A 15,606-nucleotide genomic window follows, 5' to 3' on the forward strand; every position below is an offset into this window, starting at 1 on the left:
GACCGTGCTGATGGGGTCGAATCGGGCATGGTTTATCTGCCCGACCGAGTACCCCACAGCGCGGTAGGCCCGCATTAACCGATCGTGCAACAAACCTGTTAAAGGGATACTGCCTAGGGTGATCGACGCGGCAAAAAGTGCGTCGGCCCAAGAGTATTGTTTGCTCAATAATCATTCATTTGTAAACCATATTCGTGATAATTATGATTACCGCATCGGCTATCATAGGGTTTTGCATGACAGGATGAGTGACGGTGCCGCTGCTTATTATCACGACTATTTTATGGGCGTTTTCCTTCAGCCTGATTGGCGAGTATCTGGCCGGGCAGGTGGACAGCTGGTTTTCGGTGCTGGTGCGCTTGACGCTGGCGGCGCTGGTATTTTTACCCTTTCTGCGCTGGCGCGGTTATCGCGCAACGCATCTGTTGCTGTATATGGCGGTGGGCGCCTGCCAATTAGGCATCATGTATATGATCAGTTACCGGGCTTATCTCTACCTGTCGGTGCCGGAATTTTTACTGTTTACCGTGATGACGCCGCTGTATGTCACCCTGGTTTATGACCTGTTGCGCCGCCGGCGCCTGCGCTGGGGTTATGTATTAAGCGCCCTGCTGGCCGTGGCGGGGGCGGCGATTATCCGCTACGACCATGTCAGCGAACATTACTGGCGCGGCCTGCTGCTGGTACAGGCCGCCAATCTGGTGTTCGCCGTGGGGCAGGTGGGTTACAAAAGATTGATGGAAGTCTATCCCATGCCGCAGCACACGGCATTTTCCTGGTTTTACCTTGGTTCATTCATCGTGGCGGTCATCGGCTGGTGGCTGTTCGGTAATGCCCGGCAATTGCCCACCACCTCGCTGCAATGGGGAATTTTAGTCTGGCTGGGGGTGGTTGCTTCCGCGCTGGGCTACTTTATGTGGAACTATGGCGCGACCCAGGTGGATGCCGGCACCCTCGGCATCATGAACAACTTCCATGTTCCCGCCGGATTACTGGTGAACCTGGCCATATGGCAGCAGCGGCCGCACTGGCCCAGCTTTATTGTCGGCGCCTCGGTGATTATGGCTTCGCTATGGGTGCACCGGCGCTGGATCGTTGCGCGTCCCGCACATAAGGCAGATGCGCGCACGCGTGCTGACGGGCCGAGCGAATAAACGCCTCGATGGCCGGCTGGCGCTGCTCGCCGTCCCGGGACGCCGCATATAGCCGGCTCCATAAGCCGCTGCCCAGCGTTTTGGTAACTATCAGCCCCTGATGTTCAAAACTCTCTACCACCCAGTGGGGCAGCGCGGCGATGCCCATGCGCGCCGACACCATCTGAATCAGCAACAGAGTATTGTCTACGCTTTTCAGCACCGGACTGACGCCGGCGGGCTGCAGGAACTGGCGCCAGACATCCATCCGCTGGCGCTGTACCGGGTAAATCATCAAAACTTCTTCACTGAGATCCTCGGGAGCGATGTGCTCTTTTTTCGCCAGAGGATGGTCCGGGGCCACCACCAACCGTACCTCAAAATCAAACATCGGCGTATAAAACAATCCACTGCGCGGCAGGATATCCGACGTCAGCACCAGATCAAGCTCCCCCTGCTGCAGGGCGGGCTGCGGGTCAAAGGTGACGCCGGAGCGGAAATCCACCAGCACCTCCGGCCATTGCTCGCGAAACTCGGTCAGCGCCGGCGTCAGCCATTGAATACAGCTATGGCACTCGATGGCCAGCCGCAGCGTCGTTTGATGCGGTTCCAGGCAATTTTGCAGCGCCTGCTGTACCTGAGGCAGGATTTGTTCGGCCAACTGCAGCAGGATCTCTCCCTGGGGCGTAAAGCGGAGCGGCTGGCTTTTGCGGACGAATAGTCTGAAACCCAGCCGCTGCTCAAGATCGCTGAATTGATGGGACAGCGCGGATTGGGTTTGATGAAGCTGGGCCGATGCGGCCGCCAGCGATCCGCTGTTACGCAGGGCTTGCAGCGTCCGCAGATGTTTAAGTTCGATCATGAGGGTGTTTCACCTGGAAGTGAATAATTTGCGCTTGTGGTTAATACAGTACATGTTGATTATGGATGTGTAAACATCTGGACGTCCATATGGGAGAAGGTAATGACAATACTAAGCCACACACTGGGTTTTCCGCGCGTCGGTCTGCACCGTGAATTGAAAAAAGCGCAGGAAAGTTATTGGGCAGGAAAATCCTCGCAACAAGAGCTATTGGCGGTGGGGCGCGAACTGCGGTCCCGTCACTGGCAGCAGCAGAAAGATGCCGGGGTCGATCTGCTGCCGGTGGGTGATTTCGCTTGGTATGACCATGTGCTGACCACCAGCCTGATGGTGGATAATATCCCGGCACGGCACCGGCAGGGCGACGGGCCGGCGGATCTGGATACCCTGTTCCGCATCGGCCGCGGCCGCGCGCCGGGCGGCGAGCCCGCCGCCGCCGCCGAAATGACCAAATGGTTCAATACCAATTATCATTACATGGTGCCGGAATTTACCCGCGGACAATCATTCCGCCTGGGGTGGACCCAGTTGCTGGATGAAGTGGATGAAGCCCTGGCGCTGGGCCACCGGGTTAAACCGGTTATCCTCGGGCCGATAACCTACCTGTGGCTGGGCAAGACCAAGGGAGAGGCTTTTGATCGGCTATCGCTGCTGGCGGAACTGCTGCCGGTGTACCGGCAAATACTCGGCGAGCTGGCGCGGCGCGGTATCGAATGGGTGCAAATCGACGAACCCGCCCTGGTACTGGAGCTGCCCGCCGACTGGCAACAGGCCTATGAAACCGCTTACCGTGAATTGGCGGGACCGGTCAAATTGCTGCTGACCACTTACTTCGACAGCATCGGCCATCATCTGGATCTTATCCGATCGCTGCCGGTGCAGGGTTTGCATGTGGATCTGATGGCGGGACAGGATTCACCCGACGAATTGCACCGGCGCCTGCCGGCCCACTGGCTGCTGTCTTTGGGCGTGATTAACGGACGCAACGTCTGGCGCGCCGATCTCGGCGCCTGGTTTGATCGTTTGCGCCTGCTATCGGGGCAACGGCCGATTTGGGTGGCCACCTCCTGCTCGCTGCTGCACAGCCCCATTGATTTATCGGTAGAATCGCGCCTGGATGAAGAAGTCAAAAGCTGGTTCGCCTTTGCCTTGCAGAAATGCGGCGAGCTGGGTTTGTTGCGTGCCGCCCTCAATCAGCCGGATGAGGCGCAGGTCTCCTTGTTGGAAGAGTACAGCCGGCCTATCCGCGCCCGCCGCCACTCGGACCGGGTGAACAATGCCCGGGTGCAGGCGCGTTTGACGCAGATTACCCCACGGGACAGCCAGCGCGGGCAAGCCTATGAACGGCGTGCCGAGCTGCAACGGCAGCGTTTTAATCTGCCGGCCTGGCCCACCACCACCATCGGTTCCTTCCCGCAAACCACGGAAATACGCGGCCTGCGTCTGGATTTCAAGCGGGGCAGCCTGGATAGCGCCCGCTACCGTGCCGGTATCGGCGAACATATCCGCCAGGCGGTGGCCGAGCAGGAGCGTCTGGGACTGGATGTGCTGGTGCATGGGGAAGCCGAGCGCAACGATATGGTGGAATATTTCGGCGAACATCTGGATGGGTTTGTCTTTACCCAGAACGGCTGGGTGCAAAGCTACGGATCCCGTTGCGTGAAACCCCCGGTTATCATCGGCGATATCAGCCGACCGTCGCCAATAACCGTCGAATGGGCGAAATATGCCCAATCCTTAACGGATAAACCCATGAAGGGCATGCTCACCGGGCCGGTGACGATTCTATGCTGGTCTTTCCCCCGCGAGGACGTCAGCCGCAAAACCATCGCCCGGCAAATCGCCCTGGCATTGCGCGACGAAGTGGCGGATCTGGAACAGGCGGGCATCGGCATCATCCAGATCGATGAGCCGGCGCTGCGGGAAGGTTTGCCGCTGCGCCAGTCCGAATGGCGGGAATACCTTGATTGGGCGGTGGAGGCATTCAGACTGAATGCCGCGGTGGCGCGGGACGATACCCAGATCCACACCCATATGTGTTATTGCGAGTTCAACGACATCATGGATTCCATCGCGGCCCTGGACGCCGATGTCATCACCATAGAAACCTCGCGTTCGGATATGGAATTATTGGAAACCTTTAAGGAATTCGATTATCCCAATGAAATCGGACCGGGCGTCTATGACATCCACTCGCCTAACGTACCCAGCGAGGAGTGGATTGTGGCACTGCTGCGCAAGGCGTCGGAGCGTATTCCCGCCGAACGGCTTTGGGTTAATCCCGATTGCGGGCTGAAGACCCGCGCCTGGCCGGAAACGCGCCAATCCCTGGCGAATATGGTGAGCGCTGCGAAACGGCTGCGTGCTGAAAAGGTTTAGGGCGGCGATAAACGGGCGGCGGCGGATTATTTGCCGTCGCCGCTCATTCCGTGCTGCGAAAACCATTGCAACATGCGCCGCCAGCCGTCTTCCGCCGAGGCGGCATGATAATTAGGACGGTAATCGGCATAAAAAGCATGGCCGGCTTCGGGATATACCCGAATTTCGGCCTTGGCATTGGCGGCGCTGAGCGCATGGCGCATAGCGTCAATATGCTCCGGAAGGATGCCGGTGTCCTGTGCGCCGTACAGGCCCAGAACCGGCGTCACCAATTCCTTCGCCATATCAACCGGGTGCCGTGGCGTCGTCAGCGTTTTATCCCCCACTAATTTGCCATACCAAGCCGCCGCCGCTTTTAACTGGGGATTATGAGCGGCATATAGCCAAGCGATGCGACCGCCCCAGCAAAATCCGGTTACCGCCAAACGCTGCCCGTCGCCGCCATGGGTGGCTGCCCAATGGGCGGTATGATCCAAATCCGCCATCACCTGCGAATCCGGCACTTTACTCACCAGCTCTTTAAATAATTGACCGATATCGTCATAGGCTGACGGATCTCCCTGGCGGAAATAGAGCTCCGGCGCAATCGCCAGATAGCCTTGCTTTGCCAGCCGGCGGCATATATCGCGGATATGTTCATGAACGCCAAAGATTTCCTGAATTACGATAACGATAGGCAAAGGCCGGCTTTCACCAGCGGGTTTCGCCATGTAAGCGGGCATCCGATCGCTTTGTGAAGGGATAGTGAACTGCCCCGTTTCCAGGCCAGCGTCATCGGTATGAATGGTAGTAGACGCGACATTGCCTGCTGCCGGGGCAAAGGCGGCCGGTTTCCTGTTCAGATCGAGGGTATCGTCGATGTTCATATAGCTGCCTTGTTGAGTTTTAACGTTAGGTTGATTATAGCTAAAGTTAATGGCTTGTGAATCATTTTAACAAGACAGTTACGATAATAAAAGTCTCATCCAATACAATTATTTTTAATGTAATAAATATATAAAACAAAACGGATATGTAATATGTAAATATAATAGAATTTTTACTTCACGCATCTCGCCGCGAGGATTTTTGACAGCCGATAACTTTATGAAAATCAATAGTTTTAGTTTATTTTTCGATTGTTTATCCGTTATTGCATCAATAATGCTACGTATATCCTCAAGGCTAGAATCATTTATAACGGAGAGCGAGGTATTGCCAGGCTGATATTTAAAATGTCCGTCACACTTTCCATTTTAATCTCCGCCCCGCGGTCGCTTTATGCAATTTATCTGCAGCGAAGCGTTATAAGTTCGATTTTCATTATCGATTTATTTTATTAAGAATCGACCCAGGCGAGGAGGATGGTATCAACAGAGGAATACGTTATTTTGTCGATAAATACATGCAAGATAATATAGATTTTAAATAATATTAAAAAAATTATAATAATGGAAAATTGTTATTTCTTTATTTAACACAATTTGAACTATTTCACGATGAAATTAATAGCTATGTTAAAAGAGCAATACTTTTAAAAATTCTGTTTTGGGAGTAACCACCATGACTATATCGATAGATTATTCCGTTGCCAAAACTCCACCTGCCGTTCATAACGGTGCGGCGGGCGCTGATACGGGCAATCTGGCCGCCAAGCTGGAATCCGTTAAAAATAGTCCTGATAACGTCTCGACTTTCTCTTTAACGTCATCGCTATCTGCTTCCGCCGCTAAATTATCCACTCGCCTGGGTTTGGACAAATTGATCAATGGATTGACATGGGTAGGCAGTCTGACCAGCAGTACGATGGGCAATATTGTGCAATTCAGTCAGTACGCTGCGGATACCGTGCAAATGGTCCATGACGGCGCAAAAATCGTACAATATGGCATAGAGCATGGCATCAAAGGGTTGCTAAGCGAAATCATGGTCTTATTAAAAGCTCAGTCGTTGCCCATAGTGGAACGCTGGATCGATAAAGTTTACGAAGCCGGGAAAGACGTCACCTTGACGCAGATCCTGAAGATCCTAATGGAATGTATTGCGAACAACCAAGAAATCAAAGGGTTGTTCAAAGAGATAATCGCAACCTGATAACGGTGTGAATGTGAGATGCCCCACGGATTTCGGCAGATAAATATTAGTATTCTAACGATATTATGTTTGGGTTAACATGTTATTTTTAGAGGTATCTGCCATGTCCTCATCCGATGTTTTTCATCTTGGTTTGACACACTCCGATCTGAAGGGTGCCACGCTCGCCATCATCCCGGGAGATCCGCAAAGGGTTGAAAAAATCGCCGCGCTGATGGAGAATCCGGTGCACCTAGCCTCTCACCGGGAATTTACCACCTGGCGAGCAGAAATATCAGGCAATCCGGTTATTATCTGTTCAACCGGCATTGGCGGACCCTCCACATCCATCGCCGTAGAAGAACTGTCCCAGTTGGGCATCCGCACTTTTTTACGGGTTGGTACCACCGGCGCGATTCAATCTTATATTCAGGTGGGTGACGTATTGATCACCACCGCCGCGGTACGTTTGGATGGGGCCAGCCTGCATTTCGCCCCTGTGGAGTATCCGGCGGTGGCGGATTTTGACTGCACTTCCGCTCTGGTGGGGGCGGCGAAACACCATCGAACGAAATTTCACATTGGGGTAACCGCGTCCTCCGATACCTTCTATCCGGGGCAGGAACGTTACGATACCTATTCCGGACGGGTGCTGAACCGCTTGAAAGGGTCCATGCAGGAGTGGCAAAGCCTGGGCGTCATGAATTATGAAATGGAATCCGCCACTCTGCTGACCATGTGCGCCACGCAAGGGTTGCGGGCAGGTATGGTGGCCGGCGTCATCGTTAACCGTACCCTGCAGGAGACCCCCGATGCCCGTTCCATGCAGTTGGCCGAAAGCGTCGCGGTAAACATCGTCGTCGATGCCGCCCGCCGTCTTATTATCTGATCCGATTATGGCGACCGGTGTAAACACCCCGGTCGTTTCAGTCCGGTTTAACCTGAAGATTCGCTTCAATGGCATGATAAGCCGTGCCTTCCTTACCGATATCCCGCCGATGTTAATCATTATTTCCCCGTGAGGAGAGCCTTGTCTTAGAGGATATTCCACCGTGGTATTGCTGGCGCCGGGGGGGTTGGGTAGAAGATGGCTTATCGGCCTTATCAACTGATATACCCTTCATCTTACATCTTTCATCTTTTGAGTGGCGGCGGCGTTGGCTGAAAGCCGAAATCCATCGGGTATAAATGGGTCTGGACATTTATACAGTTCCCACTTAACGTGACGGTTGGCACAGGTTACGGCGGAGGTTATATGGATTTCAGCCTGTTATACGCGGCGGGGGGCGTGCTGGCGGGGCTGCTGCTCGGCCTGCTCATCGCAAGCCACCGATACCAGAAACGGCTGGCAGATCATCAGGCGGCGCTGGGTTTGCATGAACAATCCCTGGCGTCGGCTCGGCAAGAGCTGGAGCGGGTAGAAGCGGCTCACCGTCAAAGCGTGCAGCAGCTCCGTGACGGCGAGCGTGAGCTGCGCGATCTCTACAGCCGGCTCGCCGCCGCGGAGGAGCGTCTGCAACCCCTGGAACACTGGCGAAAAGAGTGTGAACAGCTCAACGGCGAATTGCGGGCGCTGCGAGAGGTGAATAGCGCGCAAGAGGCCGAACTGCGGGAAGTGACTATTCGTCTGGAAGAGACCCGCATCGGCGCGGAAGAAAAACAGCGCTTGCTGATGAACAGCGAACAGCGGCTGGCATCGCAGTTCGAAAACCTCGCCAATCGCATTTTCGAGCAAAGCGGGCGCAAGGTGGATGAGCAGAATCGGCAAAGCCTGGATCTCCTGCTGACCCCTTTGCGTGAACAACTGGACGGGTTTCGCCGCCAGGTCCAGGACAGTTTCGGCCAAGAGGCGCGGGAACGCCATACCCTGACTCATGAGATCCGGAGCTTGCAGCAGCTTAACACGCAAATGGCGCGGGAAGCGGTCAACCTGACCAAGGCGCTCAAAGGGGATAACAAAACCCAGGGCAACTGGGGCGAGGTGGTATTAAGCCGTGTTCTCGAAGCATCGGGGCTGCGGGAGGGCTACGAATATCAAACCCAGGTGAACATTCAAATCGATAATGCGCATCGGATGCAACCTGACGTTATCGTGCGTTTGCCACAGGGAAAAGATGTGATCATCGACGCCAAAATGTCGCTGGTGGCTTATGAACGTTTTTTCAACAGTCAGGATGAAAGCGAGCGCCAGCTGGCGCTGACGGAGCATATTCAATCCCTGCGCGGGCATATGCGGCTGCTGGGGAGAAAAGATTACCAACAATTGCCCGGTTTACGCTCGCTGGATTATGTGTTGATGTTTATCCCGGTGGAGCCGGCCTTTATGCTGGCTATTGATAAGCAGCCCGAACTGATCGGCGAGGCCCAGAAACAGAATATCATGCTGGTGAGCCCCACTACGCTGCTGGTGGCCTTGCGGACCATCAGCAATCTTTGGCGCTACGAGCACCAGAGCCGCAATGCCCAGCATATTGCCGAGCGGGCCGCTCGCCTGTATGACAAGATGCGCCTGTTTGTGGACGACATGCTGGCCATAGGGCAAAGCCTCGACAAAGCCCAGGGCGGCTATCGTTCGGCCATGAATAAGCTGACGCAGGGCCGCGGCAATATTCTCAGCCAGGCCGAGGGGTTCAGGGCGCTCGGGGTAGAGATCAAGCGCCCCATCAATTCCGTGTTGGCGGAACAAGCGGAGCAGGGATATAACGACGCCGATATCAGCAATGCGCGAACTGCCGATGATGACCGCGATGGGCAAGACGAAACGCCGTTAACCATCCCCGATAATTGTCCGCCGTCGGTTGACGACAACGCTGTCCGGGGCGAAACTCCGGAGCAGGCGTAAGAGGAATATACGCCGACGATGCAAGCGGACCCTCGGCGCGGAGCGATAAGACTTCCGCTGAGTTGACCAGCCCTGCTGTGGGGCTTTGCGCTCGCTTCTGTTACACTTCTCTGATATCTCATTAAGCAGGATGAATAACATGGCAGATGAAGACAAACGCGAAACGACCCATTTCGGCTTTCGCACCGTGCCCAAAGATGAGAAAGCGGTTATGGTGGCGGATGTCTTTCATTCCGTCGCGGCAAAATATGATTTGATGAATGATTTAATGTCTTTCGGCATTCATCGCCTGTGGAAGCGTTTCGCTATCCATTGCAGCGGCGTGCGGCGGGGTCAGAAAGTGTTGGATCTTGCCGGCGGCACCGGCGATTTGACGGCGAAATTCTCCCGGCTGGTGGGAGAAGAGGGTGAGGTGGTCTTGGCGGATATCAACGATTCGATGCTGAAAGTCGGTCGCGATAAACTGCGCAATAAAGGCATTATCGGCAATGTGAGTTATGTCCAGGCGAATGCTGAATCGCTGCCGTTTCCCGATGATACCTTCGATTGCATCACCATCTCGTTCGGCCTGCGCAATGTCACCGAAAAAGAGCAGGCGCTGCGCTCCATGTATAGGGTGCTGAAACCCGGTGGCCGTCTGCTGATCCTGGAATTTTCCACCCCGTTGTTCAAGCCGTTGAACAAGGCATACGATCTCTACTCCTTTCACGTATTGCCGCGCATTGGCGAGATGGTGGCGCGGGATGCGGGCAGCTACCGTTACCTGGCCGAATCCATCCGCATGCATCCGGACCAGGAAACATTGAAAGCCATGATGCTCGACGCCGGTTTCGACTCCGCCGAGTATTTTAATATGACCGGAGGTATCGTTGCGCTGCACCGCGGTTATAAATTTTGATCGGGAAATCATATGCTGATGTCATTGATCGCCGCGACTCTTGAAATTGCTCTTAAACGCTTGCTGTATCAGGATCAATTCATGAAAACGGCTCGCCAGCGCCTCAAGGGTAAAACCCTGCGGTTTGAGCTGGCGGAACTGGACAGTCCGGTCATTTTGGTTTTTGGCGAATCACAGGCGGATGTTCTCACCTCTTGGGACGATCCGGCGGATTGCACCGTCAAAACGCATTTTTCCGCGATTCCGGCGCTGCGCCGGCGGCAACGGCTTCCCGCCCTGATTAAGCAGGGGGATCTAGAAGTGGATGGCGACATACAGGTGGTGCAGCAATTTGTCGCCCTACTGGATATGGCGGAATGCGATCCGGCCGAACTTCTGTCGCCCTATCTTGGCGATGTCCTGTCGGAAGGGCTGACGCAGCGCGTTTCCGCCCATGCCGATAATATCAAACGCCGCTGGACCGACCGGCAAACCCAATGGGGACAGGCGGTCACCGAAGAGTGGCGGCTATCCCCATCGGCCCTTGAGCTTGCCTGGTTCAGCGAAGAGGTAGACACCTTGGATCGGGATGGCGCCGCTCTGGCGGCCCGTCTGGAAAGAATGGAGATCAGCCGATGATTTTGGAGAAATCGGCCGCCTTTATTATATCGTGCGGGTATTGCTCAGCTACGGACTGGATGAACTTATTCCCAAAGTGCGCCTGACCCTGCCGCTTCGCCTGGGGCGCAAGCTTTTGTTCTGGATCCCCAATGAGCATGCCCAGCAGCCCTTGGGTGAACGATTGCGGCTGGCCCTGGAGGAATTGGGACCGGTTTGGATCAAGTTCGGGCAAATGCTGTCCACCCGCCGCGATCTATTCCCGCCGGTGGTGGCCGATCAACTGGCGATGCTTCAGGACCGGGTGAAACCTTTTGACGGCGCCCTGGCGCGCCAGCATATCGAACGGGCAATGGGCAAGCCGCTGGAGTCCTGGTTCGACGATTTCGATCAGCAGGCGCTGGCGTCGGCATCCATCGCCCAGGTCCATACCGCGCGCCTGAAAGAAAACGGTAAAGAGGTGGTGATCAAAGTGATCCGCCCCGACATCATGCCGATGATCAAAGCCGATATGCGGTTAATGTACCGGCTGGCCAGCTGGCTGCCGCGGCTGCTGCCCGACGGACGGCGTCTGCGGCCGGTGGAAGTCGTGCTTGAGTATGAAAAAACCCTGTTGGACGAACTGAACCTGCTGCGTGAAGCGGCGAACTCCATCCAGCTCAGGCGTAACTTTGAAAACAGCCCGATGCTCTATATACCGGAGGTCTATCCGGATTACTGTAGCGAGACCATGATGGTCATGGAACGCATCTATGGTGTTCCGGTGTCGGATGTGGCGGCCCTCGAGAAACAGGGAACCAATTTGAAATTACTGGCGGAACGTGGCGTGCAGGTCTTTTTTACGCAGGTGTTTCGTGATAGTTTTTTCCATGCGGACATGCATCCGGGCAATATTTTCGTCAGCTTTGAGCATCCGGAAAATCCGCAATATATCGGTATCGACTGCGGTATTGTCGGTTCGCTTAATAAAGAGGATAAACGGTACCTGGCGGAAAATTTCATCGCTTTTTTCAATCGCGATTACCGCAAAGTTGCCGAGCTGCACGTTGATTCCGGGTGGGTGCCCCCCGATACCAATGTGGAAGATTTTGAGTTTGCCATCCGTACCGTGTGTGAGCCGATATTCGAAAAACCGCTGGCGGATATCTCTTTCGGCCATGTTTTGTTGAATCTGTTCAACACCGCCCGGCGCTTCAATATGGAAGTACAGCCGCAACTGGTGTTATTGCAAAAGACCCTGTTGTACGTCGAGGGAGTGGGACGCCAGTTATATCCGCAGCTCGATTTGTGGAAAACGGCCAAACCCTTTTTGGAAAACTGGATCAAAGATCAGGTGGGTATCCCGGCCATCATGCGGGCGCTCAAAGAAAAGGCTCCCTTTTGGGCGGAAAAACTGCCGGAGTTGCCTGAGCTCATCTACGAGGGATTCAAGCATCATAAGTCACTGCAAAAGAGCGTGGATAAGCTGGCGGTGGAGTTTAAGCAGCAGCGCGTTAAACAAGGACAGGCGCGGTTTTTGTTCGGTATCGGCGCAACATTGCTGCTCTGCGGGACTTTTCTGTTATCGCAGGGAAACGAGATGTCGTCTTTTCCCGCCTGGTTGATGGCGGCCGGTATCGTAAGCTGGATCGTCGGCTGGAAACGCACTGAATAGTACGCTCGACATAATAATAAATAACCTGCATCCGGTTTGTAACCGGCAATATGAATCAACTTAAAACAGAGGTGCCTATGGGCGGTATCAGTATCTCACAATTGTTAATCATCGCGGTGATCGTCGTATTATTATTCGGCACCAACAAATTGCGCGGCCTGGGATCGGATCTCGGTGCGTCAATCAAGGGCTTCAAAAAAGCCATGAACGACGATGACGATAAAAAAACGCCGCCCAAGGCGGATCAAACCGTACAAGATGCGGACTTCACGACCCAACCCATTGCCCAATCCAGGCAATCCGAGTCGGAAGAGTCGAAAAGTAAAAATAAAGAGCAGGTATAATCCGTGTTTGATATTGGATTTGGTGAGCTGGCGCTGATATTCGTGATCGGGCTGGTGGTCCTCGGGCCCGAGCGTCTGCCGGTGGCGGTCAGAACGGTAGTGGGCTGGATCAAGGCATTGCGTTCGATGGCGGCGACGGTGCAAAACGAATTGAGCCAGGAATTGAAACTGCAGGAATTGCAGGACAGCTTGAAAAAAGTGGAAGAGGCCAGCAAAATAATCTGTCGCCGGAGCTGAAAGCCTCCATGGAAGAACTGCGCGAGGCGGCCGATTCAATGAAAAAAACCTTTCAAAGCAAGCTGGTTCCCGATGAGGAAAACCCGCCACATACTATCCATAATCCGGTGGTCACTGATTCCGCGGCGACACACAGCGGCGTGACCCCGGCCGAAGGCGCCAGCCAGGCGCAAGCACCGGCGATGGCCCCCGGCGCAGATGCCCCATCCCCGGACGAAATGGCCCGTCGGGCGGAAGAAACATTGCCGGTCCCGCCGGGGATTGCCGATGGCGTCACGCCGGATACAACAGTCCGTCAGCGGGAAACGCCAACGGCGGTCCCGCAAGGAATTGCCGATAATGTCACGCCGGCTAAAGCGGCCCGCCTGGCACAAGCGCCGGCAGCGGTTCCGTCCACCCCCGGCGAGTCCGGCAATGATGGTAAAAATTCAGTCGTAGCGGAGCCGAGCCAGCACCAGGCGCCACCCATTCCTACATCACATAACGATCGCTAAAACATGGCCGTTGAAGATACTCAACCGCTTATCAGCCATTTGATTGAGCTGCGTAAGCGATTATTGAACTGCATTATCAGTGTGCTGGTGGTATTCCTGGCATTAGTCTATTTTGCAAACGACATCTACCAGATCGTGTCGGCGCCGCTGATCAGACATATGCCGGCGGGCGCCAGCATGATCGCCACCGATGTGGCGTCGCCGTTTTTTACCCCCATCAAGCTGACCATTATCGTCTCGGTGTTTGCTTCCGCTCCGCTGCTGCTTTACCAGGTCTGGGCTTTTATCGCCCCGGCCTTATATAAGCATGAGCGGCGCCTGGTCATGCCGCTGCTGTTCTCCAGCACCTTTTTATTTTATGCCGGCATGGCTTTCGCGTATTTCATCGTTTTCCCGCTGGCATTCACTTTCTTCGCGCATACCGCCCCGCACGGGGTACTGATTGCTACCGACATCAACAAGTATCTCGATTTTGTCATGTCGCTGTTTATGGCGTTCGGCGTGTCGTTCCAGGTCCCCATCGCCATCGTCCTGCTGTGCTGGACCGGCGTGGTGACCCCGGAAAGCCTGAAGAAGAAGCGGCCCTATGTCCTGGTGGGCGCCTTCGTGGTGGGCATGTTGCTGACGCCCCCGGACGTTTTTTCCCAGACGCTGCTGGCTATTCCACTGTACCTGCTGTTTGAAATCGGCTTGTTCTTCGCGCGCTTTTATGTCGGCAAGGGCCGCCGCGATGGGCAGGATACGGATGAAAACGAGGATAGCGGCGATGGCGAGTAAGCGGACTACAACTCAGCGGTACAATCACTGACAAATCGTCTTGGAGCTCAAGAGGCGGGACGGGTTCACGGCTTGTTTGCGATCTAGCAATCTGTCTCGCCTGGACACTTTGTCATCGATCTCAGATAGTTTTTTATTGAGTAAAATAAACGCCGCCCTGGTTATGAACGGCGTTATTCAGGAGATAAGATTATGAGCAATGTCTATGGTGCGTATCCACATCGCCGCTTGCGCAGGGTTCGTCGCTACGACTTCAGCCGCCGGCTGGTGGCCGAAAATCAGCTGACGGTAAACGATCTGATTTACCCGGTGTTTGTGATGGAAGGCCACAACCGCCGGCAAGAGGTTCCCTCCATGCCCGGCGTTTACCGGATGACCCTGGATTTGCTGATAAAAGAGGCGGAAACGGTCGCCAAATTAGGGGTGCCGGTGCTATCGCTGTTTCCGGTGATCGAGTCCGATTATAAATCCCTTATGGCGGAAGAGGCCTACAACCCGGACGGGCTGGTGCCCCGCACCGTCCGGGCGCTGAAAGACGCGGTACCGGAATTGGGCTTGCTCACCGACGTGGCCCTCGATCCCTATACCACTCACGGCCAGGACGGCATCATTGATGACCAGGGTTATGTCATCAATGAAATCACTAAAGAGATCCTGGTTCGTCAGGCGCTGTGCCACGCCGAGGCGGGAGCTGAAATCGTCGCCCCCAGCGATATGATGGACGGGCGTATCGGCGCCATTCGTGAACGGTTTGAACAGCATGGCCTGGTGAACAACCAGATCATGGCCTATTCGGCCAAGTATGCCTCCTGTTATTACGGCCCCTTCCGCGACGCGGTGGGCTCAAGCGCCAATCTCAAGGGCGGCGACAAAAAGACCTACCAGATGGATCCGGCCAATAGCGACGAAGCCTTGCAGGAAGTAGCACAGGATTTACAAGAGGGGGCGGACATGGTGATGGTGAAGCCGGGCATGCCTTATCTGGATATGATTCACCGGGTCAAGGAAGAGTTCGGCGTACCAACCTTCGCCTATCAGGTTTCAGGTGAATACGCCATGCACATGGCGGCAATCCAAAACGGTTGGCTGCAGGAAAAACCGGCGATAATGGAATCATTGCTGTGCTTTAAACGGGCTGGCGCGGACGGCATCCTGACCTATTTCTCCAAACGCGTGGCGCAGTGGCTGCATGACGACCATCAACGGGGCTATTAAAAATACCCTTCATCTTTCAAGCCGCAGCGGCGTTGGCTACGCTTGGTCATCCCAGTCACTTAGTAATCTAAGCTCCTAGGAATGCCCATGCTTGCCGCCTTGCTGCAACTCGAAATCTATAG

At 54.8% G+C, this 15,606-nt stretch carries 13 protein-coding genes and 1 pseudogene; 12 read left to right on the top strand and 2 right to left on the bottom strand.

Annotation, left to right across the window (positions count from 1 at the left end):
• Positions 1 to 254: 254 nt before the first annotated feature.
• The gene (locus GTU79_RS01170) at positions 255 to 1,154 is read left to right on the top strand and encodes a carboxylate/amino acid/amine transporter (protein WP_203524416.1); all 900 of its coding nucleotides are present in this window, start codon (positions 255 to 257) and stop codon (positions 1,152 to 1,154) included.
• Here the strand turns inward: GTU79_RS01170 and metR are convergent.
• Complete coding sequence (gene metR, locus GTU79_RS01175; RefSeq protein WP_132923872.1) at positions 1,060 to 1,995, bottom strand: HTH-type transcriptional regulator MetR; 936 nt, start codon at positions 1,993 to 1,995, stop codon at positions 1,060 to 1,062. The two genes, GTU79_RS01170 and metR, sit on opposite strands and share 95 nt — an antisense overlap.
• 102 nt (positions 1,996 to 2,097) lie before the next feature.
• Here metR and metE point away from each other — a divergent pair, with 102 nt between their 5' ends.
• Positions 2,098 to 4,374, top strand: coding sequence for a 5-methyltetrahydropteroyltriglutamate--homocysteine S-methyltransferase (gene metE / locus GTU79_RS01180; RefSeq protein WP_203524415.1), 2,277 nt, complete (start codon positions 2,098 to 2,100; stop codon positions 4,372 to 4,374).
• Between the two features lie 26 nt (positions 4,375 to 4,400).
• On the opposite strand, the gene GTU79_RS01185 is transcribed toward metE, so the two are convergent.
• Complete coding sequence (locus tag GTU79_RS01185) at positions 4,401 to 5,240, bottom strand: dienelactone hydrolase family protein (protein WP_203524414.1); 840 nt, start codon at positions 5,238 to 5,240, stop codon at positions 4,401 to 4,403.
• 676 nt (positions 5,241 to 5,916) lie between these two features.
• Between GTU79_RS01185 and GTU79_RS01190 the strand changes: the two genes are divergently transcribed.
• From GTU79_RS01190 to hemB, 10 genes and pseudogenes are all read left to right on the top strand, one after another.
• Positions 5,917 to 6,447, top strand: coding sequence for a hypothetical protein (locus tag GTU79_RS01190; RefSeq protein WP_203524413.1), 531 nt, complete (start codon positions 5,917 to 5,919; stop codon positions 6,445 to 6,447).
• Positions 6,448 to 6,550: 103 nt separating this feature from the next.
• Positions 6,551 to 7,315, top strand: a complete 765-nt coding sequence (gene udp, locus GTU79_RS01195) for a uridine phosphorylase (RefSeq protein WP_203524412.1) — start codon at positions 6,551 to 6,553, stop codon at positions 7,313 to 7,315.
• 366 nt (positions 7,316 to 7,681) lie between these two features.
• Positions 7,682 to 9,268: a DNA recombination protein RmuC gene (rmuC, locus tag GTU79_RS01200; RefSeq protein WP_203524411.1), complete on the top strand. Its 1,587-nt coding sequence runs from the start codon at positions 7,682 to 7,684 to the stop codon at positions 9,266 to 9,268.
• 139 nt (positions 9,269 to 9,407) lie between these two features.
• Positions 9,408 to 10,166 (top strand): bifunctional demethylmenaquinone methyltransferase/2-methoxy-6-polyprenyl-1,4-benzoquinol methylase UbiE, encoded by a 759-nt coding sequence (gene ubiE / locus GTU79_RS01205; RefSeq protein WP_132923866.1) that lies wholly within the window; start codon positions 9,408 to 9,410, stop codon positions 10,164 to 10,166.
• 12 nt (positions 10,167 to 10,178) lie between these two features.
• Positions 10,179 to 10,784 carry a ubiquinone biosynthesis accessory factor UbiJ gene (locus GTU79_RS01210; protein ID WP_203524410.1) on the top strand — a complete coding sequence of 202 codons (606 nt, stop codon included), beginning with the start codon at positions 10,179 to 10,181 and terminating at the stop codon, positions 10,782 to 10,784.
• Positions 10,735 to 12,417: a ubiquinone biosynthesis regulatory protein kinase UbiB gene (ubiB, locus tag GTU79_RS01215; RefSeq protein WP_214513644.1), complete on the top strand. Its 1,683-nt coding sequence runs from the start codon at positions 10,735 to 10,737 to the stop codon at positions 12,415 to 12,417. Before GTU79_RS01210 ends, ubiB begins: the two co-directional genes overlap by 50 nt.
• Before the next feature lie 77 nt (positions 12,418 to 12,494).
• Positions 12,495 to 12,761 carry a Sec-independent protein translocase subunit TatA gene (gene tatA, locus GTU79_RS01220; RefSeq protein WP_203524409.1) on the top strand — a complete coding sequence of 89 codons (267 nt, stop codon included), beginning with the start codon at positions 12,495 to 12,497 and terminating at the stop codon, positions 12,759 to 12,761.
• A 3-nt stretch (positions 12,762 to 12,764) separates the two neighbouring features.
• Positions 12,765 to 13,255, top strand: a pseudogene (tatB, locus tag GTU79_RS30010) (Sec-independent protein translocase protein TatB); the annotation flags it as partial.
• 240 nt (positions 13,256 to 13,495) lie between these two features.
• Positions 13,496 to 14,269, top strand: coding sequence for a Sec-independent protein translocase subunit TatC (gene tatC, locus GTU79_RS01230; protein ID WP_132923861.1), 774 nt, complete (start codon positions 13,496 to 13,498; stop codon positions 14,267 to 14,269).
• Between the two features lie 192 nt (positions 14,270 to 14,461).
• On the top strand, positions 14,462 to 15,484 hold the full coding sequence (hemB, locus tag GTU79_RS01235; RefSeq protein ID WP_203524407.1) for a porphobilinogen synthase: 1,023 nt from the start codon (positions 14,462 to 14,464) through the stop codon (positions 15,482 to 15,484).
• Positions 15,485 to 15,606: the final 122 nt, after the last annotated feature.

Origin of the sequence: Sodalis ligni, assembly GCF_016865525.2 — a bacterium.
Taxonomy (GTDB): Bacteria; Pseudomonadota; Gammaproteobacteria; order Enterobacterales; family Enterobacteriaceae; genus Acerihabitans; species Acerihabitans ligni.

Bases quoted from the DNA above. Each gene is read 5' to 3' on its own strand.
- metR (WP_132923872.1), bottom strand. From the start codon at position 1,995: ATGATCGAACTTAAACATCTGCGGACGCTGCAAGCCCTGCGTAACAGC.
- metE (WP_203524415.1), top strand. From the start codon at position 2,098: ATGACAATACTAAGCCACACACTGGGTTTTCCGCGCGTCGGTCTGCAC.
- GTU79_RS01185 (WP_203524414.1), bottom strand. From the start codon at position 5,240: ATGAACATCGACGATACCCTCGATCTGAACAGGAAACCGGCCGCCTTT.
- GTU79_RS01190 (WP_203524413.1), top strand. From the start codon at position 5,917: ATGACTATATCGATAGATTATTCCGTTGCCAAAACTCCACCTGCCGTT.
- udp (WP_203524412.1), top strand. From the start codon at position 6,551: ATGTCCTCATCCGATGTTTTTCATCTTGGTTTGACACACTCCGATCTG.
- rmuC (WP_203524411.1), top strand. From the start codon at position 7,682: ATGGATTTCAGCCTGTTATACGCGGCGGGGGGCGTGCTGGCGGGGCTG.
- ubiE (WP_132923866.1), top strand. From the start codon at position 9,408: ATGGCAGATGAAGACAAACGCGAAACGACCCATTTCGGCTTTCGCACC.
- GTU79_RS01210 (WP_203524410.1), top strand. From the start codon at position 10,179: ATGCTGATGTCATTGATCGCCGCGACTCTTGAAATTGCTCTTAAACGC.
- ubiB (WP_214513644.1), top strand. From the start codon at position 10,735: ATGGCGCCGCTCTGGCGGCCCGTCTGGAAAGAATGGAGATCAGCCGAT.
- tatA (WP_203524409.1), top strand. From the start codon at position 12,495: ATGGGCGGTATCAGTATCTCACAATTGTTAATCATCGCGGTGATCGTC.
- tatC (WP_132923861.1), top strand. From the start codon at position 13,496: ATGGCCGTTGAAGATACTCAACCGCTTATCAGCCATTTGATTGAGCTG.
- hemB (WP_203524407.1), top strand. From the start codon at position 14,462: ATGAGCAATGTCTATGGTGCGTATCCACATCGCCGCTTGCGCAGGGTT.